Consider the following 23,916-nt stretch of genomic DNA (forward strand, 5'->3'; position numbering starts at 1 on the left):
CCCAGTTTGTGTTGTTTCTGAGAATTTCCTGATGGCGCTGTTAATTACCAAAAAATGCATTAATTGCGATATGTGCGAGCCCGAATGCCCTAACCAGGCCATTTCGATGGGCGACAGCATTTATGAGATTAACAGCGACCGCTGCACGGAATGCATCGGCCACTATGAAACGCCGACCTGTCAGAAAGTGTGCCCGATCCCGAATACTATCCTGAAGGATCCGGCCCACGTCGAGAACGAAGAACAGTTATGGGATAAGTTTGTCCTGATGCATCATGCAGACAAACTCTAGCTTTCAATGATCACCGTTGCGCAGGCGTAGTGGCGTTCATCGGCGAGCGTCACGTGCATGTGATTCACCCCCAGCTTTTCCGCCAGCTTTTGCGCTTCCCCCCACAGACGCAGGCTCGGTTTGCCCAGCTCATCGTTAAACACTTCGCACTGGTTAAACGCCAGGCCGTTGCGAATGCCGGTTCCGAAGGCTTTAGCTGCCGCCTCTTTAACCGCAAAGCGCTTCGCCAGAAAACGCACCGGCTGCTGATGCGCTTCCCAGATGGCCCACTCGTTATCGCTCAGCACGCGTCTTGCGAGGCGATCGCCACTCCGGGCGATCACCGCTTCAATGCGGGCTATTTCAACGATATCAGTGCCTAAGCCCAGAATGGCCATTACTGACGCGCTTCCAGCATCAGGCGTTTCATCTCTGAGACCGCCTCTTTCAGGCCGCTCATCACCGCACGGCCAATAATGGCGTGGCCGATGTTCAGCTCGTGCATTTCCGGCAGCGCGGCAATGGCTTTCACATTGTGGTAGGTCAGGCCGTGGCCGGCGTTAACCTTCAGACCCAGGCTTGAAGCGTACGTGGCTGCTTTAGCAATACGCTCCAGCTCTTTCGCCTGCTCGGCGTCGTTTTTGGCATCGGCATAGCAGCCGGTGTGAATTTCGATATACGGTGCGCCCACGTCGGCCGCCGCTTTAATCTGGGTGAAATCAGCGTCGATAAACAGAGAAACCAGGATACCGGCATCCGCCAGACGCTTGCAGGCATCGCGCATTTTGTCGAGCTGGCCGGCCACATCCAGACCGCCTTCGGTGGTCACTTCCTGGCGTTTTTCCGGCACCAGGCAGCAGAAATGCGGTTGGGTCTCGCAGGCAATGGCGAGCATCTCTTCAGTGACCGCCATCTCCAGATTCATACGGGTGTCCAGCGTCTGGCGCAGAATGCGCACGTCGCGGTCAGTAATATGGCGGCGGCCTTCACGCAGGTGAACGGTAATGCCGTCAGCGCCAGCCTGTTCAGCAATAAACGCCGCCTGAACCGGATCGGGATACGCCGTGCCGCGCGCATTACGCAGCGTGGCGATATGATCAATGTTGACGCCTAACAGTAATTCAGCCATGACAATCCTCGGTATTTTGGTTCATTTCTCTTCCCCCTCTCCCGCCGGGAGAGGGCTGGGGTGAGGGGTAAAACGTTAACGTTTCGGCACAAACTGCCTGAATAATTCGCGGCTCTTTAAGGGCTTGCCGCCAAGATACGGCTTGAGGGCAATCCGGGCAAAGCGTTTTGCTGCGCGCAGGGCGTCTTGATCGGGAAACTCGCGCTCATACAGCGCCCGGAGCTGGCGCCCGGTAAAAGTGCTGTTGTCTATTACGATACTGGCGATAAAGCCTTTTTCTTCGCGGTAGCGGTAGGTCATAGTGTCTTCTACCTCGTCCCCGCTCCCCGCACAGTGCAGAAAATCTACGCCGTACCCGAGATGGCCCAGCAGCGCCAGTTCGAAGCGGCGCAGCGCAGGCTCGGGTGTGCCGGTTGCGCCAGCAAGTGCCTGGATACAGTGCAGATAATCGAAGAAAAGTTCCGAGAAGCGAGTCTCATGTTCAAGGACGCGAGAAATGAGTTCGTTGACATACAGACCGCTGTAGAGCGTGATGCCAGAAAGAGGAAGCGCCAGAGAGACGGCTTCAGCGCTGCGCAGGGTTTTGACTTCCCCTCGCCCGCCAAAGCGTACCAGCAGCGGGGTGAAAGGCTGTAAGGCACCTTTCAGGTTAGAACGTTTGGAACGTGCGCCTTTCGCAACAAGGCGCACGCGGCCCGACTCTTCCGTGAAGACGTCCAGCATAAGGCTGGTTTCGCTCCAGGGACGACTATGGAGAACGAAGGCACGCTGCCAACCTTCCATTATACTCGTCGTCTTGCGTTACTGGTCTTCGCCGTAACCGAGGCTGCGCAGAGCACGCTCATCATCGGCCCAGCCAGATTTCACTTTCACCCACAGTTCGAGGTGAACCGGCGCTTCGAACATCTCCATCATGTCCTTACGGGCTTCGATACCGATGGTTTTTATCTTGGCGCCTTTATTGCCGATCACCATCTTCTTCTGCCCTTCGCGCTCAACGAGGATCAGGCCGTTGATGTCGTAGCCACCGCGCTCGTTGGTCTGGAAACGCTCGATCTCCACCGTCACAGAGTACGGCAGTTCAGCGCCCAGGAAACGCATCAGCTTTTCACGGATGATTTCAGACGCCATAAAGCGCTGAGAACGATCGGTGATGTAGTCTTCCGGGAAGTGATGAATCGCTTCCGGCAGATGCTTACGCACGATGCCCGCGATGGTATCAACGTTCAGGCCGGTCTCAGCAGACAGCGGAACGATGTCGAGGAAGTTCATCTGACTTCCGAGCCACTGCAGATGCGGCAGCAGGTCGGCCTTTTCCTGCACGTTATCAACTTTGTTAACCGCGAGAATGACCGGCGTTTTGCCGTCACGCAGCTTGTTCAGCACCATCTCGTCGTCCGGCGTCCAGCGGGTGCCTTCAACAACGAAAATCACCAGCTCTACGTCGCCAATCGAGCTGCTCGCCGCCTTGTTCATCAGGCGGTTGATAGCACGCTTCTCTTCCATGTGCAGGCCCGGGGTATCGACGTAGATCGCCTGATACGCGCCTTCAGTATGGATGCCGACGATGCGGTGACGCGTGGTCTGCGCCTTACGCGAGGTGCTGGAAATCTTCTGCCCAAGCAGATTATTCAGCAGGGTGGATTTACCAACGTTCGGACGTCCGACGATGGCAATAAATCCGCAATAGGTTTTTTCTTCGCTCATTCCAGCTCCAGCATTTTTAACGCCTGTTCGGCGGCAGCCTGTTCAGCCTTACGACGGCTTGAACCTGTGCCCACCACCGGTTCACTCAGGCCACTGACCTGGCAATGGATGGTAAATTCCTGATCGTGTGCTTCGCCACGAACCTGCACCACCAGATAGGATGGCAGCGGCAGATGACGACCCTGCAAATATTCCTGCAGACGCGTTTTCGGATCTTTTTGTTTATCGCCAGGACTGATTTCGTCCAGACGGCTCTGATACCAGTTCAGGATCAGCTTTTCTACGGTCTGGATATCGCTGTCCAGGAACACACCACCAATTAATGCTTCGACCGTATCGGCGAGAATAGATTCACGACGAAAGCCGCCGCTTTTCAGTTCACCCGGTCCAAGACGCAGACATTCGCCCAGTTCAAATTCACGCGCGATTTCCGCAAGGGTATTACCCCGAACCAGCGTGGCACGCATGCGGCTCATATCACCCTCGTCCACACGCGGGAAACGATGATAAAGCGCATTCGCAATCACGAAACTTAAAATAGAGTCACCTAAAAACTCGAGGCGCTCATTATGTTTGCTGCTGGCACTGCGGTGGGTTAATGCCTGTTGCAACAACTCCTGATGATGAAAAGTGTAGCCCAGCTTCCGTTGAAGCCGATTAATTACGATGGGGTTCATGCGATACCAATAAATGAATGCGTCAAAAATGCAGCACACGAAACCGACCTGAGAAAACCAACGCGGTTTCGTGTGCCGTGGCTCCCTTGCAGGGCCAACCTTAAACTTCGGGGGAATATTCTATACACAACGACAAGGGATGTCGTTAGTTCGAAGAGATTTATCGTGGAAATAATTCACGTAGCCGCGAAATAATGCGGCTACGTGCTCTTTTCGTGAGAATTAATGGATCCCGCCAATACGATTCAGGCGTACCCCGGTCGGCCATTCGCCTTCCTGCTTCTCAAAACTCATCCAGATCGCCGTCGCTTTACCCACCAGATTCGCTTCCGGCACAAAGCCCCAGTAGCGGCTATCGGCAGAGTTATCGCGGTTATCGCCCATCATGAAGTAATGACCTGGCGGTACGATCCAACTGGCAAGCTGCTGACCCGGCTGCTGGTAATACATACCCACTTGATCCTGCGCGATTGGAACCGTCAGGATACGATGGGTGACATCACCCAGCGTCTCTTTACGCTCAACCAGGCGGATGCCGTTCTCTTTGGTCTCGCCTTTCGGTACCTGGAAGAAGCCGCTGGTCGCTTCGCCGCCGTTACGACGGGCAAAGGTCTGCACAAAATCACTTGGCTCAACGTTTGAGTAGGTGATGGCCAGCGCGTTTTCACATGCGGTACCGGAACTGCAGCCCGGCTGAACGGTGACTTCCTTCGTGGCCGGATCGTAGGTGACTTTATCACCCGGCAGACCCACCGCGCGCTTGATGTAGTCCAGTCGCGGATCTTCCGGGTATTTAAACACCACGATATCGCCACGTTTCGGATGACCGGTTTCGATCAGCGTTTTCTGGTAGATCGGATCTTTAATGCCGTAGGCAAACTTCTCAACCAGAATAAAATCGCCAATCAGCAGTGTTGGCATCATGGAACCTGATGGGATCTGGAACGGCTCGTAAATGAACGAACGCACCACCAGCACAATGGCCAGCACCGGAAATACCGAGGCTCCCGTTTCCAGCCAGCCCGGTTTCGGGCCAACTTTCTTCAGGGTTTTCGCATCAAGCCCATCGCCAGTGGCTGCCTGCGCGGCAGCCTGACGTTCACGGCGTTTTGGGGCGAAGATAAACTTATCCAGACACCACAGCAGACCTGTCACCAGGGTAGCGATGACCAGGATCAGGGCAAACATGTTCGCCATGCCAACTCCTTAAGGGTTATTTGCCGTCTTTACCAACATGAAGAATGGCAAGGAATGCTTCCTGCGGCAGCTCAACGTTACCGACCTGCTTCATACGCTTCTTACCGTCTTTCTGCTTCTGCAGCAGCTTTTTCTTACGGCTGACGTCACCGCCGTAGCATTTCGCCAGGACGTTTTTACGCAGCTGTTTAACGGTAGAACGGGCGATGATATGGTTACCAATGGCCGCCTGAATCGCGATGTCAAATTGCTGACGCGGGATCAGCTCTTTCATCTTCTCAACCAGTTCACGACCACGGTATGGCGCGTTGTCGTTGTGGGTGATCAGCGCCAGCGCATCGACGCGCTCGCTGTTGATCAGCACGTCCACACGCACCATGTTAGAGGCCTGGAAGCGCTTGAAGTTGTAATCCAGTGACGCATAGCCACGGGAGGTCGACTTCAGACGGTCGAAGAAGTCGAGGACCACTTCCGCCATCGGGATTTCGTAGGTCAGCGCCACCTGGTTACCGTGGTAAACCATGTTGGTCTGCACGCCACGCCTCTCAATACACAGCGTGATGACGTTGCCCAGGAACTCCTGCGGCAGCAGCATGTGACACTCAGCAATAGGCTCACGCAGCTCGTGAATATTGTTCAGCGGTGGCAGCTTGGACGGGCTATCGACGTAGATCACTTCTTTCGAGGTCGTTTCCACTTCATACACTACGGTCGGTGCGGTGGTGATCAGATCCAGATCGTATTCACGCTCCAGACGTTCCTGAATGATCTCCATGTGCAGCAGGCCGAGGAAGCCACAGCGGAAACCGAAGCCCAGCGCCGTTGAACTTTCTGGTTCGTAGAACAGGGAAGCATCGTTCAGGCTCAGCTTACCGAGCGCATCACGGAAGTTTTCGTAGTCGTCAGAGCTGACCGGGAAAAGGCCCGCGTAAACCTGCGGTTTCACCTTTTTGAAGCCTGGCAGCGCTTTGTCCGCCGGGTTACGCGCCAGCGTCAGCGTATCGCCCACCGGAGCACCGAGGATGTCTTTAATTGCGCAGACCAGCCAACCTACCTCGCCGCATTTCAGCTCGGTACGGTCAACCTGTTTTGGCGTGAAGATACCCAGACGGTCAGCGTTGTAGACCTGGCCGGTACTCATGACCTTAATTTTGTCGCCTTTACGCATGGTGCCGTTTTTGATACGTACCAGCGAAACAACGCCAAGGTAGTTATCGAACCAGGAGTCGATGATCAGCGCCTGCAGCGGCGCTTCCGGGTCACCTTCCGGTGGCGGAATATCACGCACCAGACGTTCCAGCACATCGGGAACACCGACGCCGGTTTTCGCCGAGCAGCGTACCGCGTCGGTCGCATCAATGCCGACGATGTCTTCAATCTCTTCCGCGACGCGCTCAGGATCGGCGGCAGGCAGGTCAATTTTGTTCAGAACCGGCACGACCTCGAGATCCATTTCCATCGCGGTGTAGCAGTTCGCCAGGGTCTGGGCTTCTACGCCCTGCCCGGCATCGACCACCAGCAGCGCGCCTTCACAGGCCGCCAGCGAGCGTGAAACTTCATAGGAGAAGTCAACGTGGCCAGGGGTGTCGATAAAGTTCAGTTGGTAGGTTTCACCGTCGGTCGCTTTATAGTCGAGCGTCACGCTTTGCGCTTTAATGGTGATACCGCGTTCGCGTTCCAGGTCCATGGAGTCCAGTACCTGGGCTGCCATTTCACGATCAGACAGGCCACCGCAAATCTGGATAATACGGTCAGACAGCGTCGACTTACCGTGGTCAATGTGAGCAATGATCGAAAAGTTACGTATGTTCTTCATATAGTTAAATAATTATGCCTTACGAATTCCTGGAGGCCGCTGTTCTTAGCCTGACGTTTTTCAGTGCGAAAACGCAGCATTCTACACTACATCCCCGCAACCTGGAAATGCACTTAGAGCCAAGCATAGCGCGAAGAAACGGCGTTTTCTTTTTTGAGATGTAAATAATGATAAAGCCCGGTGGATCACCGGGCTTCAGAAGAGAGCGTCTCGACACGAAGCTGGTCAGGCGCAAGTGCAACATTGAGGATAACGGGTTGCCACTCTTCTCGTGCAGCGAGCTTTGGCGACAGGCCTTTGGCAAGCCAAAATCCACCTACGCCACCCAGTGCAGCACCACACATGGCAGCCACATCGGTGCCAAACAACGTCTGGAAAATACCGCCCATAACAAACAAACCAACCAGAGGGGAGAGATAAACCAGCATCGCGGAGGTCAACAGACTGCCTTCTGCGATGCCCAGTTCCACCTTCTGCCCTGCCACCAGCGGCTGTTCGCTCGGGACGGCGATCGTATGCGACGTTTGCGGCCCCAGCTTGTTGAGCACGCGACTGCCGCAACCTGCTCTGGACGCACAGCTGTTACATGATGCTTTTACGTCACAGTTCACCAGCGCAACGCCATCCTGCCACGATACGACCGTAGCCCACTCTTTAATCATTGCGCAGCCCTGAATTTAATGCTGTCGGAAATGCGCTTCGCCGTTTGCGGCGGCAATTCCCCGACGATGGTGATCTCGGCGTTATCACGTACCGTGGTACTCACCGTACGGCGCCCGGTACGAAGCATTTGTTCTGAACTGTTTGCCGTTGCACGGTTGATGTTCACCGAGAAGCTGAACAAACCATCTGAATAAAGACGCGATTCGACCGGCGTTTCAATGGTCGGTAACTGGCGACGGCTACTGGAGACTTCACTAAATCCTTGCGGGATCCAGGAAGGAACCCAGTTGAAGTTCACAGAATCACCGGCAGGAACAGAAAGCAGCGGCGGCAGGCTGGCTTTGGCCAGATTCTGCATGCTATTGCCCACCTGATTATTCACGCTGAAGGAGATGACGCGGAACTGTTCCAGCGTTTCACCGTCACGGTCGAGCAGGTCAACGCGCATTGGCAGCTTGGTTTCCGCGTCAATCCAGACGATGTAGCTGTAACGCGTACCGTCTCTGGCCACAACGCGGATAACCTCGCAGAGTCTGTCGGCGATGCGAGTTTTGCCGACCGCGATAAAATCGTAGAAAGGCGCAAGACGCTTGAAATCGGTATAGATAAGCGATGGCAAGGAATCAACGATATAGTCGCCATTCAGAGTGAAAGGTTCCAGGCCAGGTTCAAAGTAGCTGATTTCATTGCCACGCTGAACCACTTCCCGACGTGGACCATCCATCTGTAAAAGCTGGGCGAGCGGCTGGTTATCAAGACGGGCATGGCGATAGCGTAACGATTCGACGCCCTGCTTATTAATGCTGATAAATGCCAACTCGTAATTGAGTGACTGGCTGGCCAGATTCATTTGCTGCAACAACGCCCCGGATGAAACATCAGCCGAGGCGTTGGCAGAGAAGAACAGGCTACCTGTCATCAGAGACATGGCGAACCAAAGTTGCTTCATTACTGCGATTGCGTTCCTAAAGTTTGGTTTCCGGGCACTTGCACAGCAGCCTGCTGGGTTTGTGCCTGCTCAAACTGAAGCTGTTCGGAGTGCAGACGACGCTGCAACTCATAATCCTGCAACATCGCATTGATGCGACGGCGCTGCTCTTGTACCTGCTGTTGCTGACCGCCGCTTGCGGAAGCATCTGCCGGTACGCCCAGGCTAACCGGGCTGGCTTTGCCCATCATCGGCAGTGTATTAAACACTGGCGCTTCAGGTTGCTGATTGGCTTCAGACTGAGTGTTATAGTGCTGGACGCCAACGATAACTGCAAGCGATACGCAAGCAGCCACACCCATTTGGGTAAGCTGGCTGGCCCACGGACGCACCTTTTGCCAGAACGGCATTTTCTGCCACTGGTGAGGCGCGGGCTGAGCTTCAGGAATCAGCGGAGTGGTCTGATGTACTGGCTCGTTCTCGATGGCCGCCATGACGCGAGCCGAGATATCGAAATGGAGAACCTCGCCGGTATCACCACGTAGGGTGTCACGGATGAGATGATAGCTCTCCCAGGTCTCTTGCATTTCGGGAGAATGAGACAGCTCATTGAGCAGCTCACTATCCAGCGTTTCACCATCCATTAAAGCGGAAAGTTGTTCTTTCTGCATGCCTAATACCTTTTCCAGTATCCCGCTATCGTCAACGCCTGATAAGCGGTTGAACTTTATTATCAATTGCTTCTCGCGCACGGAAAATTCGTGAACGAACCGTGCCGACCGGACAATCCATGATGACCGCTATCTCTTCATAGCTTAGGCCATCCAACTCCCGTAACGTAATTGCCATGCGTAAATCTTCCGGGAGCGACTCGATCGTGCGAAAAACGATTTGTCTCAGTTCTTCTGACAACATTAAGTTCTCAGGGTTCGAAATTTCTTTCAACGCGCCGCCACTTTCGAAGTTTTCGGCGTCGATTGCGTCCACATCACTAGAAGGCGGACGACGGCCCTGAGCGACCAGATAATTTTTTGCTGTATTCACGGCAATGCGATACAGCCAGGTATAAAAAGCACTATCTCCCCGGAATGAATCCAGCGCACGATAGGCCTTAATAAAAGACTCTTGTACCACATCAGGAACGTCTCCCGAGGGGACATAGCGAGAAACCAGACTCGCCACCTTATGCTGGTAGCGAACCACCAGTAGGTTAAAGGCTTTCTGATCTCCCTTTTGGACCCGTTCAACCAGGACCTGGTCCGTTAACTGCTCGCTCATCCGAGGTAATGTCTCCCCAAACCTAAATTCCACGCGCTATCGAAACGCCACTCTAACAGCATTGTACTTTGAGCAAGCACTGGCTTAGAGCGTCTATTCTTCAATAAGTTCCGTCACGCTTTTGTTTTTGTTCATCGCGCCGCAGACCGATCATTTTCTCTCATTATAAGTCTGATCACGATACGCACCCACTTTCTGACAAGAATCATCAACTTTATCGTCAGAAGAGTAACGCAACACCGGCTTTATTTCACCACAAAATCTGAAGCTAACGATCTGCTTCGCAAAATATTTTTCGTTCATTTACCTCTTGTTTAGCTCTGACTTTACGTTTAGTCACCATAACAACATACAAAAAAAACGTGCGAAACGTCTCAGTCAGGTGCTATTCTGGCCAAACACTGTTTAGTAAATTAAACAAACATCATGAACACAACGCCAGAACTTCATTGTGATGTACTGATCATCGGCAGCGGTGCTGCTGGTCTCTCCCTTGCGCTGCGCCTTGCTGAGCACCAGAACGTGATCGTCTTGAGTAAGGGCCCGATGAGCGAGGGTTCAACTTTCTATGCGCAAGGCGGGATTGCGGCCGTGTTTGATGAAACGGACAGCATTGCCTCACACGTTGAAGACACCCTCATTGCCGGGGCGGGGATTGTGGATGAACATGCCGCAGAGTTTGTCGCCAGCAACGCCCGACATTGCGTACAGTGGCTTATCGATCAGGGGGTGCTGTTTGATACCCACGTCCAGCCTAACGGTGAAGAGAGCTACCACCTGACCCGTGAAGGCGGACATAGCCATCGTCGGATCCTTCATGCGGCAGACGCGACCGGAAAAGCGGTTGAAACCACACTGGTCAGTAAAGCGCTTAGCCATCCTAATATTCGCGTCCTTGAGCGTAGCAATGCGGTTGACCTGATTATCTCCGATAAAATTGGTCTACCGGGCACGCGACGCGTCGTCGGCGCCTGGGTGTGGAATCGTAATAAAGAGAAGGTGGAAACCTGCCGGGCAAAAGCGGTCGTCCTGGCGACAGGCGGTGCCTCTAAGGTGTATCAGTACACGACTAACCCGGACATTGCCTCCGGAGACGGTATAGCCATGGCCTGGCGTGCCGGTTGTCGCGTGGCGAACCTTGAGTTCAATCAGTTCCATCCAACAGCCCTGTTCCATCCTCAGGCGCGTAATTTTCTGCTGACGGAAGCCCTGCGCGGAGAAGGCGCTTACCTGAAGCGTCCCGACGGCTCCCGCTTTATGCCTGACTTTGATGCGAGGGACGAACTGGCCCCGCGCGATATTGTCGCTCGCGCAATCGACCATGAAATGAAACGTCTTGGCGTGGATTGCATGTATCTGGATATCAGCCATAAGCCAGCTGAGTTCATTCGTCAGCACTTTCCGATGATTTATGAAAAACTGCTGGGCCTGGGCATCGATTTGACCCGCAATCCGGTGCCCATTGTGCCTGCAGCCCACTATACCTGTGGTGGCGTGATGGTTGACGATCACGGCCGCACCGACGTGGATGGCCTGTACGCCATTGGAGAAGTGAGTTATACCGGCCTGCACGGCGCGAACCGCATGGCCTCAAACTCGCTGCTGGAGTGTCTGGTATACGGATGGTCTGCAGCAGAGGATATTACCAGCCGTATGCCGTATGCACGTGAAACAGAGCATTTGCCAGCCTGGGATGAAAGTCGTGTAGAAAATCCGGACGAACTGGTTGTTATCCAGCATAACTGGCACGAACTGCGGCTGTTTATGTGGGACTACGTTGGGATTGTACGGACGACAAAACGTCTTGAACGCGCCCTGCGCCGCATCACGATGCTACAGCAGGAGATTGATGAGTATTACGCCAATTTCCGCGTCTCCAATAACCTGCTGGAACTGCGCAACCTTGTACAGGTTGCGGAGCTTATCGTTCGCTGCGCAATGATGCGTAAAGAGAGTCGCGGGCTGCATTACACCCTGGACTATCCCGATCAGCTGGAAGCGTCCGGCCCGTCGGTCTTGTCTCCTCACGCTCACATAAACAGATAGAACGCCTGGGTCAGAGCTGTGTAATCTTCGGAGTAACGCTGGTCTGGCCCACGGATGACCATTCTGTCATTGAAACACTCCCCTTCTTTCGGTGAGAGTGCCAGCAATACACGATGCGGCAACCGCCCTTCAGTGTCCGAAATGTCGGTGCGTAAACGCAGATTCCAGCCAATCTCCCGGGCAATCTCAATAAAGTTATTGCCGGTACTTTCTGGCAGTACCACGCAGAAAAAACCTTCTTCAGAGATCAGCTCAGCCGCACTGGTTAACAGCGCCTTATGATCGAGTGAACCGGTATCACGAGCCCGTTCGCGCTCGGCTGTACCGCACTCCACGCCGGGTTCGTAGTAAGGAGGGTTACTGACAATGAGATCGTAACGTGAAGTTTGCTCAGGCGCCCAGGCAAGAATATCCGCACACTCAACGGAAAGGCGTAGCGCCCAGGGGGATTCCGCAGCATTTTCACTCGCCTGCCCTGCGGCCTGCGCATCCAGTTCGACGGCATCAATGGTGACATGTTCTTCCGTGCGCTGCGCCAGCATCAACGCCACCAGCCCGCTGCCCGTACCGATATCAAGAATACGCTTAACACCTGCGACAGGTGCCCAGGCACCCAGTAAAATACCGTCTGTACCAACTTTCATCGCACAGCGATCGTGCGCCACAAAAAACTGCTTAAACGTAAAACCATCGCGGCGCAGCTGCGCTTTGAGTTGAGACATGTCAGGGCAACCTTCTAAGTGAAACTGGAGTAGCATAGGGGAAAGCGAAGTGGTCGAAAAGCGATATCCATACAAACAGATGAAGATTACAGCCGTAACGTCTATAATCAGCGCCCCACACAGAGGTAGAACATGACTGTAACGACTTTTTCCGAACTTGAACTCGATGAAAGCCTGCTCAATGCACTTGGGAGCAAAGGCTTTACACGCCCGACCGCCATTCAGGCCGCGGCCATTCCGCCTGCGCTTGAGGGCCGCGATGTGCTCGGTTCTGCGCCAACCGGCACGGGGAAAACAGCAGCCTACTCGCTGCCTGTCTTGCAGCACCTGCTCGATTTCCCGCGTAAAAAATCAGGCCCACCGCGTATTTTAATTCTGACGCCTACGCGCGAACTGGCAATGCAGGTTGCCGATCACGCGCGTGAACTCGCGGCAAATACTCATCTTGATATCGCCACCATCACCGGCGGCGTTGCGTACATGAACCACGCCGAAGTGTTCAGCGAAAACCAGGACATCGTCGTTGCGACGACCGGCCGCCTGCTGCAGTACATCAAAGAAGAGAACTTCGACTGCCGCGCGGTTGAAACGCTGATCCTGGATGAAGCCGACCGCATGCTGGACATGGGCTTCGCGCAGGATATTGAACACATTGCGGGTGAAACGCGCTGGCGTAACCAGACAATGCTGTTCTCTGCCACGCTCGAAGGGGAAGCGATCAAAGACTTCGCAGAGCGTCTGCTGGAAGATCCGGCGGAAGTCTCGGCGACGCCGTCCACCCGTGAGCGTAAGAAGATCCACCAGTGGTACTACCGCGCGGATAACCTTGAGCACAAGGTCGAATTGCTGAAACACCTGCTGAAGCAGGAAGATGCTCTGCGCACAATCGTGTTTGTGCGCAAGCGCGAGCGCGTGCACGAGCTGGCGGAAATGCTGCGTAACGCCGGGATCAACAACTGCTATCTCGAAGGCGAGATGGCGCAGATCAAGCGAACTGAAGGCATTAAGCGTCTGACCGACGGTCGCGTGAACGTTCTGGTTGCGACTGACGTTGCCGCACGCGGGATCGACATCCCTGACGTGAGCCACGTCATTAACTTCGATATGCCGCGCAGCGGAGATACCTATCTGCACCGTATTGGCCGTACCGGCCGCGCGGGCCGCAAAGGGATTGCGATTTCACTGGTTGAAGCGCATGACTACCTGCTGCTGCAGAAGATTGGCCGCTATGTTGATGAGCCGCTGAAAGCGCGCGTCATTGATGAGCTTCGCCCGACCACCCGTGCGCCGAGCGAAAAAATGACGGGCAAGCCGTCCAAAAAAGCGCTCGCGAAACGTGCTGAGAGAAAAGAGAAAGAAAAAGAGAAGCCGCGCGTTAAGCAACGCCACCGCGACACCAAAAATATTGGTAAACGTCGCAAGCCAAGCGCTGCCGCGCCAGAAACGAAAACTGAAGAGTAAAAAAAGCCGGGAAATTTCCCGGCTTTTTTATTCCACCCCCGTGGCTGAAACCCTTACAGGCTTTCAGTAAAGGTACGGGCAATAACGTCGCGCTGCTGCTCTGGAGTCAGTGAGTTGAAGCGTACCGCATAGCCCGACACACGAATGGTCAGCTGTGGGTATTTTTCAGGGTGCTCAACGGCATCCATCAGCGTTTCGCGACGCAGCACGTTAACGTTCAGGTGCTGACCACCTTCAACGCGCACTTCTGGTTTCACTTCCATTGGGATTTCACGGTATTCGATTTCGCCCAGTTTGCTCACTGGCACGATTTCGTCTTCTGCAAAACCCGCTTTCGCTACGACACAGCGCGCTTCGTTTTTCTCGCTGTCCAGCAGCCAGAAAGAGTTGAGCAGATCGTCATTTGCAGCTTTAGTAATCTGGATACCTGTAATCATGTGTTGCCTCCCTAGGCTACATTAACTGATGTCGGCCTCTCGCGGCCAATTGGTAAAACCATTGTTTCTTGTGTGTATATATATCATTCACACCTCGGTGATTTATTGATTTAAATCAACAAAAACACCAACCACATAAAGAGTGTGGTTTGAATTTATTGTTTTAGATCAATTTCACAGCCTTACCAATTCAACTTGCCCTGCATCTTTTCAAAATAAATTTAGCCACTTAGCGCACATTTCAGCGTGTAATTTTGCTCACCGGGGTTAAACAGGTAAGCTAGTCACAGATTGAGATTCGCAGGAGAGCGAGATGACGACACCTTTAACCTGGCATGACGTGCTGGCAGAAGAAAAGCAGCAGCCTTATTTTATCAATACACTCAGAACCGTTGCTGCTGAGCGCCAGTCCGGACAGACGATTTACCCGCCGCAGAAAGATGTGTTCAACGCCTTTCGCTATACCGAACTGAGCGATGTAAAAGTGGTTATTTTGGGTCAGGATCCCTATCACGGCCCAGGGCAAGCGCATGGGCTGGCGTTTTCCGTACGTCCGGGCGTGGCTATCCCCCCTTCTCTGCTCAACATGTATAAAGAGCTTGAGGGAACCGTGCCCGGGTTTACCCGGCCAAACCACGGCTACCTGGAAAGCTGGGCGCATCAAGGTGTGCTGCTACTGAACACCGTCCTGACCGTGCGCGCGGGCCAGGCGCACTCGCACGCCAGCCTTGGATGGGAGTCCTTTACCGATAAAGTCATCAGCCTGATCAACGAGCATCGCGAAGGGGTGGTGTTTTTACTCTGGGGTTCTCACGCGCAGAAGAAAGGGGCGATTATTGACCGTCAGCGTCATCACGTGTTGAAAGCACCGCACCCGTCACCGCTGTCTGCTCATCGCGGTTTCTTTGGCAGTAATCATTTTGTTCTGGCGAATGAATGGCTGGAAAAACGTGGCGAAACGCCAATTGACTGGATGCCTGTGTTACCGGCAGAGAGCGAGTAGGATTTGAATGTGCCGGGTCAGGCCCGGCACATAAGAGGCTTATGCCTTATTCTGACGCCACCATTCAGCCAGCAGCACGCCGGTTGCAACGGAAACGTTCAGACTTTCCACATTGCCTGTCCCGTCAATAGAGACGCTCAGATCCGCACTGGAGAGCGCCGCATCAGACAGACCATCGCGTTCCTGACCTAACACCAACACCATCTTACGTGGCAACGTCGCTTTAAACAGCGGCGTACCGGCGTGGCTCGAGGTGGTCACGATGGAATAGCCCGCTTTACGGAACTGCTCAAGGGCATCCAGAACGCTGTCGCCGGTGATCGGCTGTACGTGCTCGGCTCCGCCTTCCGCAGTACGGATCGCGGCACCGGATTCCAGCAGCGCGGCATCCTGCAACAGTACGCCTTTCACGCCAAAGTGCGCGCAGCTACGCATCATCGCACCCAGGTTGTGCGGGTTGCCCACATCTTCCAGCGCCAGCACGCAGTCATCGGCATCCGCCTGGCTGACCCACTGCTGCACGGTGGTGCCGTTACGTTTTTTGATCAGGAAGCAAACGCCGCCGTGGTGTTCGGTACCGGACGATTTGGTCAGCTCGGCATCATCCACAACGTGGTAGGCTTTGCGGTTCGCGGCCATCCAGCGCAGCGCTTCTTTGAAGCGCGGAGTCACGCTCTGGATAAACCAGGCGCGGACGATACACTCAGGACGGCTCTGGAACAGGGCCTGACAGGCATTCTCGCCATATACGCGGGTCTCTTCCGCACGCTGACGGCGCAGCACTTCCGGGTCGATAAAGCTCTTACCGCTGATACCGCCGTGATCGGCTTTTTCTGGCGTCTCATCGCCAGGAGCGCGAGAAACGGTGCGCCACGGTGAGGCGTTATCGCGTGAGAAGTCATCACGCGGACGATCGTCGCGTGGACGGTCATTACGTGGGCGGTCGGAACGCGGACGGTCATCGCGTTTGCGATCGTCACGTTTGCGGTCATCACCGCGGGTATTTTTGTCATCGCGGGCGGGGCGACGGCCACCGTCTGCACGAGAAGACGCCGGACGCCCACCACCTTTTCCGGTACGCGGATTTTGGGTGCGTTTATCAGAGTCATCATCACTGCGGACATACATCACTTTGACCTTGCCGCTTTTGTTTTTCATTTCGTCGTTCATGCTTTTCTCCACCAGCGCTGCGCGAAGCGCGCAGATTACCCGATGTGCCAGCGCATAGCCATAATTTCGTACAAAAGCCTGTGACTATTGTTCTCATTGAATAAAACGCATTGTTGTTTCAAACAGGCTCATTGATAATATGTAACATATTAGAAACATTATCGGCGTTCTGCCGCTGTTCCACGGCTCTATCAGAGGTTAGTTATGAATACCGTATGTGCCAACTGTCAGGCTCTTAATCGCATTCCGGACGATCGGATGGAAGATGGTGCGAAATGCGGACGTTGTGGCCCTGAATTATTTGATGGCGATGTCATTAACGCGACGGGTGCTACGCTGGACAAACTCCTCAAGGACGATCTTCCTGTGGTGGTCGATTTCTGGGCACCGTGGTGCGGCCCCTGCCGCAGCTTTGCGCCGATCTTCGAAGACGTGGCCGAAGAGCGTAGTGGAAAAATGCGTTTCGTTAAGGTGAACACCGAAGCCGAGCGCGAACTGAGCGCACGTTTTCGTATTCGCAGCATCCCGACCATTATGATTTTCAAAAATGGTGAAGTGATCGACATGCTCAACGGCGCAGTTCCGAAGGCACCATTTGAAAGCTGGTTAAACGAGTCGCTGTAACAATCGCGGGGCACATCTTGTGCCCCGTTCTCGCCTCTGCGAAAATAGGGTTTTTCCTGCATTTCGCCCATGACTGATAACGCTGTTCTACAATTACGCGCCGAACGCCTTGCGCGCGCCACGCGCCCGTTCCTTGCCCGTGGCAACCGTATCCTCCGCCGTCAGCGCTGCCTGCTGCCGCTGAAAGTTTGCCTCTGCGAGACGCTTACCCCGAGTACGGCAGAAAGCCGTTTTTGTCTCGTCATGTTCGATACCGAGCCGATGAAGCCCAGCAATACGGGGCGTCTTATCGCCGATATTTTACCGAATACCGCCGCGTTTCAATGGTCTCGTACAGAACCCCCTCAGGCACTGCTCGATTTAGTCACAAACCCCGACTATCAGCCAATGGTGGTTTTCCCGGCGTCCTACGCGGGAGAACAGCGCCAGGTTCTTTCTGCGCCGCCATCCGGTAAACCGCCGCTGTTTATTATGCTGGACGGCACCTGGACCGAAGCGCGAAAAATGTTCCGCAAAAGCCCCTATCTGGATGCTTTACCGGTGATTTCGGTCGATTTGTCTCGCGTCTCGGCCTATCGCCTGCGTGAAGCCCATGCTGACGGACAATATTGTACGGCGGAAGTGGCAATTGCGCTTCTGGATCTGGCCGGAGATACCCTGGCCGCCAGCGCGTTAGGCAGCCATTTTTCCTGTTTCCGCGAGCGTTACCTGGCAGGAAAAACCGTTCATAAGGGCAGCGTCACAGCAGTCGAGGCAGAAAGCGTTTAAAATCATCAGGCCGCTTGCATTCACAGGAGAGTTGCATGAGCCAGCGAGGGTTAGAAGCGCTACTACGACCTAAATCCATTGCCGTTATTGGCGCCTCCATGAAGCCGGATCGTGCGGGTTACCTGATGATGCGTAACCTGCTGGCTGGCGGCTTTAATGGCCCTGTTATGCCCGTCACCCCTGCTTATAAGGCCGTTCAGGGCGTGCTTGCGTGGCCAGATATTCAGAGCCTGCCCTTCGTTCCCGACCTCGCCATCATCTGTACGCATGCGAAACGGAATCTGGACTTACTGGAGTCACTTGGCCAAAAAGGGTGCAAAACCTGCATTATCCTCTCCTCACCTCCTGAACAGCAGCCAGAACTCCTGGCTTGTGCCGGTCGCTTTCAGATGCGTATTCTGGGGCCAAACAGTCTGGGACTGCTCGCACCATGGCAAGGACTGAACGCCAGCTTCTCCCCGGTGCCTATCCGCAAAGGAAAACTGGCCTTTATCTCGCAGTCGGCAGCCGTATCGAACACCATTCTCGACTGGGCGCAGCAACGTGAGATGGGATTCTCCTACTTCATCGCTCTGGGTGATAGCCTCGATATCGACGTAGATGAACTGCTGGATTTTCTGGCCAGAGACAGTAAAACCAGCGCGATTCTTCTCTACCTTGAGCACTTAAGCGATGCCCGTCGTTTTGTGTCAGCTTCGCGTAGCGCATCGCGCAATAAACCGATCCTGGTCATCAAAAGTGGGCGTAGCCCGGCGGCGCAGCGTCTGCTGAATTCGCATTCAGGTATGGATCCCGCGTGGGATGCCGCGATCCAGCGTGCCGGTTTACTTCGGGTGCAGGATACCCACGAGCTTTTTTCCGCCGTTGAGACGCTGAGCCATATGCGTCCGTTACGCGGCGAAAAGCTAATGATTGTCAGCAATGGGGCGGCACCTGCAGCGCTGGCACTGGATGAGCTCTGGCTACGCAACGGCAAGCTGGCTACGCTCGGCGAAGATACGCTGCAACATCTGCGTGAGGCATTACCCGTCAGCGTCGCACCAGGCAACCCGCTGGATTTACGCGATGACGCCAGCAGCGAGCGCTATATAAAGGCTATTTCAATTTTGCTGGACAGCCAGGATTTCGACGCGCTCATGATCATCCACTCGCCCAGTGCGGTTGCGCCTGGTACTGAAAGCGCTCGGACGCTCATTGACGCTGTGCGTAATCATCCGCGCGGCAAATACGTTACCGTGCTCACCAACTGGTGCGGTGAATTTTCCTCTCAGGAGGCACGACGGCTGTTCAGTGAAGCCGGGTTGCCGACGTATCGCACACCAGAAGGCACTATCACCGCATTTATGCATATGGTGGAATACCGTCGTAACCAAAAGCAACTGCGTGAAACCCCGGCTATACCAGGTAACCTGACTGCGAATGCCGTCGACGTCCACCGACTGCTGCTGCAGGCTATCGAAGAGGGGGCGACCTCGCTCGACACGCATGAGGTACAGCCCGTTCTCGGCAGTTACGGCATGCAAACGCTGCCGACATGGATCGCCAGCGACAGCGCGGAAGCCGTCCATATTGCTGAGCAAATTGGCTACCCGGTTGCCCTGAAGCTTCGCTCTCCGGATATCCCACATAAGTCGGATGTTCAGGGCGTAATGTTGTACTTACGCACGGCAGCGGAAGTGCAGCAAGCTGCAGATGCCATTTTCGACCGCGCCAAAATGGCCTGGCCGCAGGCCAGGATCCACGGCCTTCTCGTGCAAAGCATGGCTAACCGGGCAGGCGCCCAGGAGCTACGCGTGGTGGTTGAGCACGATCCGGTCTTTGGGCCGCTGATTATGCTGGGTGAAGGCGGCGTTGACTGGCGACCTGAAGAGCAGGCGGTGGTGGCATTACCGCCATTGAATATGAATCTGGCACGCTATCTGATAATACAGGCGATAAAGAGCAAAAAAATCCGTGGCCGGAGTGCCCTGCGCCCGCTTGATATTGCCGGATTAAGCCAGTTCCTGGTGCAGGTCTCAAACCTGATTGTGGATTGTGCCGAGATTCAGCGGTTGGATATTCACCCGCTGCTCGCCTCCGGCAATGAGTTTATCGCGCTGGATGTCACGCTGGATATTGCGCCATTCACAGGAGACAGAGAGAGCCGTCTGGCGATCCGCCCTTATCCTTTACACCTCGAAGAATGGGTGGAGATGAAAAACGGCGAACGCGCGCTCTTCCGCCCTATTCTGCCGGAAGATGAGCCGCAGCTACGCACGTTCATCTCTCAGGTGACCAAAGAAGATCTTTACTACCGCTACTTTAGCGAGATCAATGAATTCACTCATGATGATTTAGCCAATATGACGCAGATCGACTACGATCGAGAAATGGCGTTTGTGGCCGTACGGCGTTCCGGGCAGAGTGATGAGATCCTTGGCGTGACGCGTGCTATTTCGGATCCGGATAATATCGATGCGGAGTTTGCCGTGCTGGTACGCTCTGATTTGAAAGGCCTGGGCCTGGGGAGACGGCTGCTGGAAAAACTCATCAGTTATACGCGAGATCACGGATTGCTACGCCTGAATGGCATTACTATGCCCAACAATCGCGGTATGGTCACTCTGGCGCGCAAACTGGGTTTTGACGTGGATGTTCAACTGGACGAAGGGATTGTGGCCTTGTCCCTCCCCCTGACATCAGCAGATAAACAAGAGTAACCTACTGGAAATGTTACCCACTTTTGATAGCACTGGGGTATCATTGTCCGCTTATGTTGTTTGCATGCTACAGACAACCCTTCAATGAACAGAGAAGAAACGCACTGTGATGTTGTCAAAATTCAAGCGTAATAAACATCAACAACACCTTGCTCAACTACCGAAGATTTCTCAGTCAGTTGATGATGTAGAGTTCTTTTACGCTCCCGCTCATTTTCGGGAGACGATCCTGGAAAAGATCGCCAGCGCTACGCGACGTATTTGTATTGTGGCGCTGTATCTTGAACAAGATGAAGGCGGGCGCGCGATCCTGAACGCGCTCTATGAAGCTAAGCGTCAACGTCCGGAGCTGGATGTTCGCGTTCTGGTCGACTGGCACCGTGCACAGCGCGGCCGCATTGGTGCGGCGGCGTCTAACACGAATGCTGACTGGTATTGCCGTACGGCGCAGGAGAACCCTGGCGTCGATGTGCCGGTTTATGGCGTACCGGTCAATACCCGTGAAGCACTCGGCGTTCTGCATTTCAAAGGCTTCATTATTGATGATAGCGTCCTCTACAGTGGCGCGAGTCTGAATGACGTTTATCTCCATCAGCTCGATAAATATCGCTATGACCGCTACCATCTGATTCGCAATGCGCAGATGGCGGATATCATGTTTAACTGGGTTGACAGACACCTGGTCCATGGCCGTGGCGTGAACCGTCTCGACGATCCCCATCGACCTAAAAGCCCCGAAATCAAAAACGATGTTCGCACTTTCCGTCAGGAGCTGCGCGATGCGGTGTATCATTTTCAGGGCGATGCCAATAACGAAGAGCTTTCCGTTACGCCACTCGTTGGTTTAGGCAAATCGAGCCTGCTGAACAAGACCATTTTCCATTTAATGCCGTGTGCGGAACAGAAACTGACCATCTGCACGCCGTACTTTAACCTTCCCGCGGTGCTGGTTCGCAATATTATCCAGCTGCTGCGTGATGGTAAAAAAGTGGAAATCATTGTCGGGGATAAAACGGCAAACGACTTCTTCATTCCGGAAGATCAGCCGTTCAAGATTATCGGCGCGTTACCTTATCTCTATGAGATCAACCTGCGTCGATTCCTGAGCCGTTTGCAGTACTATGTGAATACCGACCAACTGGTTGTGCGTCTCTGGAAAGAGGAAGACAACAGCTATCACCTTAAAGGTATGTGGGTCGACGATGAGTGGATGCTGCTAACAGGCAATAACCTGAATCCACGCGCCTGGCGCCTGGATCTGGAAAATGCCATTTTGATCCACGATCCGCAGCATGAATTAGCCGCGAAACGCGAGCGCGAGCTGGAATTGATTCGTACTCATACTACTGTCGTTCGCCATTACCGCGATCTGCAAAGCATTGCCGATTATCCTGTGAAGGTCCGTAAACTTATTCGTCGTTTACGTCGGATCCGGATAGACCGCCTTATCAGCCGTATTCTGTAATGTTCAGGCCCTGTCATTAGCAGGGCTTTTTTATGGAGTTCGTTAATGCGCATCCCCCTCTTATTCGCCCTCTTGTGCCTGACAGGATGTAGCCACATGGCTAACGATAGCTGGTCGGGTCAGGATAAAGCCCAACACTTTATCGCTTCTGCCATGTTGTCCGCTGCCGGTAATGAGTATGCGCAACATCAGGGATACAGCAGGGATCGGAGTGCGGCAATCGGCCTGATGTTCTCAGTAAGCCTTGGAGCATCAAAAGAGCTTTGGGACAGCCGCCCCGCAGGGAGCGGCTGGAGCTGGAAAGATTTTGCCTGGGATGTCGCCGGCGCAACGACCGGCTATGCCGTATGGCAGATGGCGCATTATTAAAGCCGAATACCTTTACCCTTGCGGTGCAGCATCAGGGACACGATGAAAGCCAGAGCCCCCATCACCGTGACATACCAGAAAAACGTTGTTTCACTGCCCCATGATTTTAGCGACAGGGCAACGTATTCCGCAGACCCGCCAAAAATCGCATTCGCCACTGCATACGAAAGCCCAACCCCCAGCGCACGAACCTGAGCCGGGAACATTTCCGCCTTAAGTATGCCGCTGATCGAGGTATAGAAACTAACGATCACCATTGCCACCATCACCAGCGCAAATGCCGCATACGGTGAGGAAACATGCTGAAGCGCAGTCAAAATGGGAACGGTACATAATGCAGATAATCCGCCAAAAATGAGCATCGACGTACGTCGACCCATCTTATCCGAGAGCGCTCCGATGAGCGGTTGTATGAGCATAAAAACAAATAAAGCCACCGTCATGACAACGCTGGCGACATTCGCATGCATACCTGTAGTGTTCACCAGATACTTCTGCATATAAGTGGTGAAAGTGTAAAAACTGAGAGAGCCGCCCGCAGTAAAGCCCAGTACCATCAGGAAAGCCTTGCGGTTGCGCCATAACCCTTTGAATGTTCCTGCCTCCTTCAGCGTTCTGACTTCCTTCTGAGAGGTCTCATCTAACTGACGACGCAGCCAAAGTGCGACGATAGCCAGTACAGCGCCCATGGCGAAAGGAATCCGCCATCCCCAGGTGTGAAGCTGTTCATCCGTCAAAATCTGCTGCAGGATCACCACGACAAGGATGGCCAACAGTTGACCACCAATTAGCGTGACGTACTGGAATGAGGCGTAAAAACCTTTACGGCCTTCCAGTGCAATCTCACTCATGTAAGTCGCGCTGGTACCGTATTCGCCCCCGACTGATAGCCCCTGGAATAAGCGAGCCAGCAAAAGTAGCGCCGGTGCCCATGTACCAATCGTTTCATACCCTGGCAAACAGGCGATCACCAGCGAGCCAAAGCACATCATACAAACCGAGATCAGCATGGATGCCTTACGACCACGACGATCCGCAATGCGACCGAACAGCCAGCCACCGATTGGCCGCATTAAGAATCCTGCAGCGAATACCCCTGCCGTTTGTAGCAACTGCGTTGTGGTGTTTCCCGAAGGAAAGAAGATATGTGCGAAATAGAGTGAACAGAATGAGTAGACGTAAAAGTCGAACCATTCAACAAGATTCCCTGAAGAGGCACTGACGATTGCCCATACCCTTCTGCGGGTATCACTGTTAGCCAGCGTCCCGTTTGATGCAATGCTTTCTGTCATTGTGATTATGCTCCAGCCATAAACAGCGGCGTGTTGAGTCCAGAAAGACTCGATCGCCTCGTAAATGAAATGTTATAATTTTGTTATAACAGACATTGCGATGAAGATCACACATTCCATTAGCAGGATAAGCGATTAGGAGAAAGGCTAATTAAGAGAAAATCCAAAAGCAAAAAACCCCGCACCTTTCGGTA

At 53.9% G+C, this 23,916-nt stretch carries 26 protein-coding genes; 10 read left to right on the plus strand and 16 right to left on the minus strand.

Annotated features, from left to right (window positions below; genetic code table 11):
- Positions 1-31: 31 nt before the first annotated feature.
- Positions 32-292 carry a YfhL family 4Fe-4S dicluster ferredoxin gene (locus ENTMO_RS0118070; RefSeq protein ID WP_010434061.1) on the plus strand — a complete coding sequence of 87 codons (261 nt, stop codon included), beginning with the start codon at positions 32-34 and terminating at the stop codon, positions 290-292.
- On the opposite strand, the gene acpS is transcribed toward ENTMO_RS0118070, so the two are convergent.
- The 12 genes from acpS to rseD all read right to left on the minus strand — a co-directional run bounded on the left by acpS (position 289) and on the right by rseD (position 9,728).
- Positions 289-669 carry a holo-ACP synthase gene (acpS, locus tag ENTMO_RS0118075; RefSeq protein WP_010434064.1) on the minus strand — a complete coding sequence of 127 codons (381 nt, stop codon included), beginning with the start codon at positions 667-669 and terminating at the stop codon, positions 289-291. The genes ENTMO_RS0118070 and acpS overlap by 4 nt on opposite strands.
- Entirely contained in the window at positions 669-1,400 is a 732-nt protein-coding gene (gene pdxJ, locus ENTMO_RS0118080) for a pyridoxine 5'-phosphate synthase (RefSeq protein WP_010434066.1), read from the minus strand. Before pdxJ ends, acpS begins: the two co-directional genes overlap by 1 nt.
- 75 nt (positions 1,401-1,475) lie before the next feature.
- Positions 1,476-2,183: a DNA repair protein RecO gene (gene recO, locus ENTMO_RS0118085; protein WP_029485166.1), complete on the minus strand. Its 708-nt coding sequence runs from the start codon at positions 2,181-2,183 to the stop codon at positions 1,476-1,478.
- Positions 2,184-2,201: 18 nt separating this feature from the next.
- The gene (gene era, locus ENTMO_RS0118090; protein ID WP_010434071.1) at positions 2,202-3,107 is read right to left on the minus strand and encodes a GTPase Era; all 906 of its coding nucleotides are present in this window, start codon (positions 3,105-3,107) and stop codon (positions 2,202-2,204) included.
- Positions 3,104-3,784 (minus strand): ribonuclease III, encoded by a 681-nt coding sequence (gene rnc / locus ENTMO_RS0118095; RefSeq protein ID WP_010434072.1) that lies wholly within the window; start codon positions 3,782-3,784, stop codon positions 3,104-3,106. Before rnc ends, era begins: the two co-directional genes overlap by 4 nt.
- Before the next feature lie 222 nt (positions 3,785-4,006).
- Positions 4,007-4,981 (minus strand): signal peptidase I, encoded by a 975-nt coding sequence (gene lepB, locus ENTMO_RS0118100; RefSeq protein WP_010434075.1) that lies wholly within the window; start codon positions 4,979-4,981, stop codon positions 4,007-4,009.
- A 16-nt stretch (positions 4,982-4,997) separates the two neighbouring features.
- A complete protein-coding gene (lepA, locus tag ENTMO_RS0118105) occupies positions 4,998-6,797 on the minus strand; it encodes a translation elongation factor 4 (RefSeq protein ID WP_010434076.1) in 1,800 nt (599 codons plus the stop codon).
- A gap of 185 nt (positions 6,798-6,982) precedes the next feature.
- Positions 6,983-7,459, minus strand: a complete 477-nt coding sequence (gene rseC, locus ENTMO_RS0118110) for a SoxR-reducing system protein RseC (protein WP_010434077.1) — start codon at positions 7,457-7,459, stop codon at positions 6,983-6,985.
- The gene (gene rseB / locus ENTMO_RS0118115) at positions 7,456-8,409 is read right to left on the minus strand and encodes a sigma-E factor regulatory protein RseB (protein ID WP_010434078.1); all 954 of its coding nucleotides are present in this window, start codon (positions 8,407-8,409) and stop codon (positions 7,456-7,458) included. Before rseB ends, rseC begins: the two co-directional genes overlap by 4 nt.
- Positions 8,409-9,059, minus strand: coding sequence for an anti-sigma-E factor RseA (gene rseA, locus ENTMO_RS0118120; RefSeq protein ID WP_010434079.1), 651 nt, complete (start codon positions 9,057-9,059; stop codon positions 8,409-8,411). Before rseA ends, rseB begins: the two co-directional genes overlap by 1 nt.
- Positions 9,060-9,090: 31 nt before the next feature.
- Entirely contained in the window at positions 9,091-9,666 is a 576-nt protein-coding gene (gene rpoE / locus ENTMO_RS0118125) for an RNA polymerase sigma factor RpoE (RefSeq protein WP_010434081.1), read from the minus strand.
- Entirely contained in the window at positions 9,663-9,728 is a 66-nt protein-coding gene (gene rseD, locus ENTMO_RS26710; protein WP_226348011.1) for a rpoE leader peptide RseD, read from the minus strand. Before rseD ends, rpoE begins: the two co-directional genes overlap by 4 nt.
- Before the next feature lie 364 nt (positions 9,729-10,092).
- Here rseD and nadB point away from each other — a divergent pair, with 364 nt between their 5' ends.
- Complete coding sequence (gene nadB / locus ENTMO_RS0118130; RefSeq protein WP_010434083.1) at positions 10,093-11,712, plus strand: L-aspartate oxidase; 1,620 nt, start codon at positions 10,093-10,095, stop codon at positions 11,710-11,712.
- On the opposite strand, the gene trmN is transcribed toward nadB, so the two are convergent.
- Positions 11,697-12,434 (minus strand): tRNA(1)(Val) (adenine(37)-N(6))-methyltransferase TrmN, encoded by a 738-nt coding sequence (gene trmN, locus ENTMO_RS0118135; protein ID WP_010434085.1) that lies wholly within the window; start codon positions 12,432-12,434, stop codon positions 11,697-11,699. The two genes, nadB and trmN, sit on opposite strands and share 16 nt — an antisense overlap.
- A gap of 132 nt (positions 12,435-12,566) precedes the next feature.
- On the opposite strand from trmN, the gene srmB reads away from it, so the two are divergent.
- Positions 12,567-13,895 carry an ATP-dependent RNA helicase SrmB gene (srmB, locus tag ENTMO_RS0118140; RefSeq protein WP_010434087.1) on the plus strand — a complete coding sequence of 443 codons (1,329 nt, stop codon included), beginning with the start codon at positions 12,567-12,569 and terminating at the stop codon, positions 13,893-13,895.
- 53 nt (positions 13,896-13,948) lie between these two features.
- Here srmB and grcA read toward each other — a convergent pair whose 3' ends face one another.
- The gene (gene grcA / locus ENTMO_RS0118145; RefSeq protein ID WP_008502190.1) at positions 13,949-14,332 is read right to left on the minus strand and encodes an autonomous glycyl radical cofactor GrcA; all 384 of its coding nucleotides are present in this window, start codon (positions 14,330-14,332) and stop codon (positions 13,949-13,951) included.
- Positions 14,333-14,645: 313 nt separating this feature from the next.
- Here grcA and ung point away from each other — a divergent pair, with 313 nt between their 5' ends.
- Positions 14,646-15,335: a uracil-DNA glycosylase gene (gene ung / locus ENTMO_RS0118150; protein WP_010434090.1), complete on the plus strand. Its 690-nt coding sequence runs from the start codon at positions 14,646-14,648 to the stop codon at positions 15,333-15,335.
- Between the two features lie 39 nt (positions 15,336-15,374).
- Here ung and ENTMO_RS0118155 read toward each other — a convergent pair whose 3' ends face one another.
- Positions 15,375-16,505, minus strand: a complete 1,131-nt coding sequence (locus ENTMO_RS0118155) for a tRNA/rRNA methyltransferase (RefSeq protein WP_010434092.1) — start codon at positions 16,503-16,505, stop codon at positions 15,375-15,377.
- A gap of 204 nt (positions 16,506-16,709) precedes the next feature.
- Here ENTMO_RS0118155 and trxC point away from each other — a divergent pair, with 204 nt between their 5' ends.
- The 6 genes from trxC to ENTMO_RS0118180 all read left to right on the plus strand — a co-directional run bounded on the left by trxC (position 16,710) and on the right by ENTMO_RS0118180 (position 22,430).
- Entirely contained in the window at positions 16,710-17,129 is a 420-nt protein-coding gene (gene trxC / locus ENTMO_RS0118160; protein WP_010434094.1) for a thioredoxin TrxC, read from the plus strand.
- A 69-nt stretch (positions 17,130-17,198) separates the two neighbouring features.
- The gene (tapT, locus tag ENTMO_RS0118165; RefSeq protein ID WP_010434096.1) at positions 17,199-17,897 is read left to right on the plus strand and encodes a tRNA-uridine aminocarboxypropyltransferase; all 699 of its coding nucleotides are present in this window, start codon (positions 17,199-17,201) and stop codon (positions 17,895-17,897) included.
- Positions 17,898-17,932: 35 nt separating this feature from the next.
- Positions 17,933-20,596 (plus strand): bifunctional acetate--CoA ligase family protein/GNAT family N-acetyltransferase, encoded by a 2,664-nt coding sequence (locus tag ENTMO_RS0118170; RefSeq protein ID WP_010434099.1) that lies wholly within the window; start codon positions 17,933-17,935, stop codon positions 20,594-20,596.
- Between the two features lie 84 nt (positions 20,597-20,680).
- Positions 20,681-20,728, plus strand: a complete 48-nt coding sequence (locus ENTMO_RS26715; protein ID WP_214594211.1) for a hypothetical protein — start codon at positions 20,681-20,683, stop codon at positions 20,726-20,728.
- Positions 20,709-22,061, plus strand: coding sequence for a CDP-diacylglycerol--serine O-phosphatidyltransferase (pssA, locus tag ENTMO_RS0118175; protein ID WP_237702340.1), 1,353 nt, complete (start codon positions 20,709-20,711; stop codon positions 22,059-22,061). Before ENTMO_RS26715 ends, pssA begins: the two co-directional genes overlap by 20 nt.
- A 45-nt stretch (positions 22,062-22,106) precedes the next feature.
- The gene (locus ENTMO_RS0118180; RefSeq protein WP_010434103.1) at positions 22,107-22,430 is read left to right on the plus strand and encodes a YfiM family lipoprotein; all 324 of its coding nucleotides are present in this window, start codon (positions 22,107-22,109) and stop codon (positions 22,428-22,430) included.
- Here ENTMO_RS0118180 and ENTMO_RS0118185 read toward each other — a convergent pair.
- Complete coding sequence (locus tag ENTMO_RS0118185) at positions 22,427-23,722, minus strand: MFS transporter (protein WP_029485167.1); 1,296 nt, start codon at positions 23,720-23,722, stop codon at positions 22,427-22,429. The genes ENTMO_RS0118180 and ENTMO_RS0118185 overlap by 4 nt on opposite strands.
- Positions 23,723-23,916: the final 194 nt, after the last annotated feature.

It is taken from the genome of Enterobacter mori LMG 25706 (assembly GCF_000211415.1).
Lineage (GTDB): Bacteria > Pseudomonadota > Gammaproteobacteria > Enterobacterales > Enterobacteriaceae > Enterobacter > Enterobacter mori.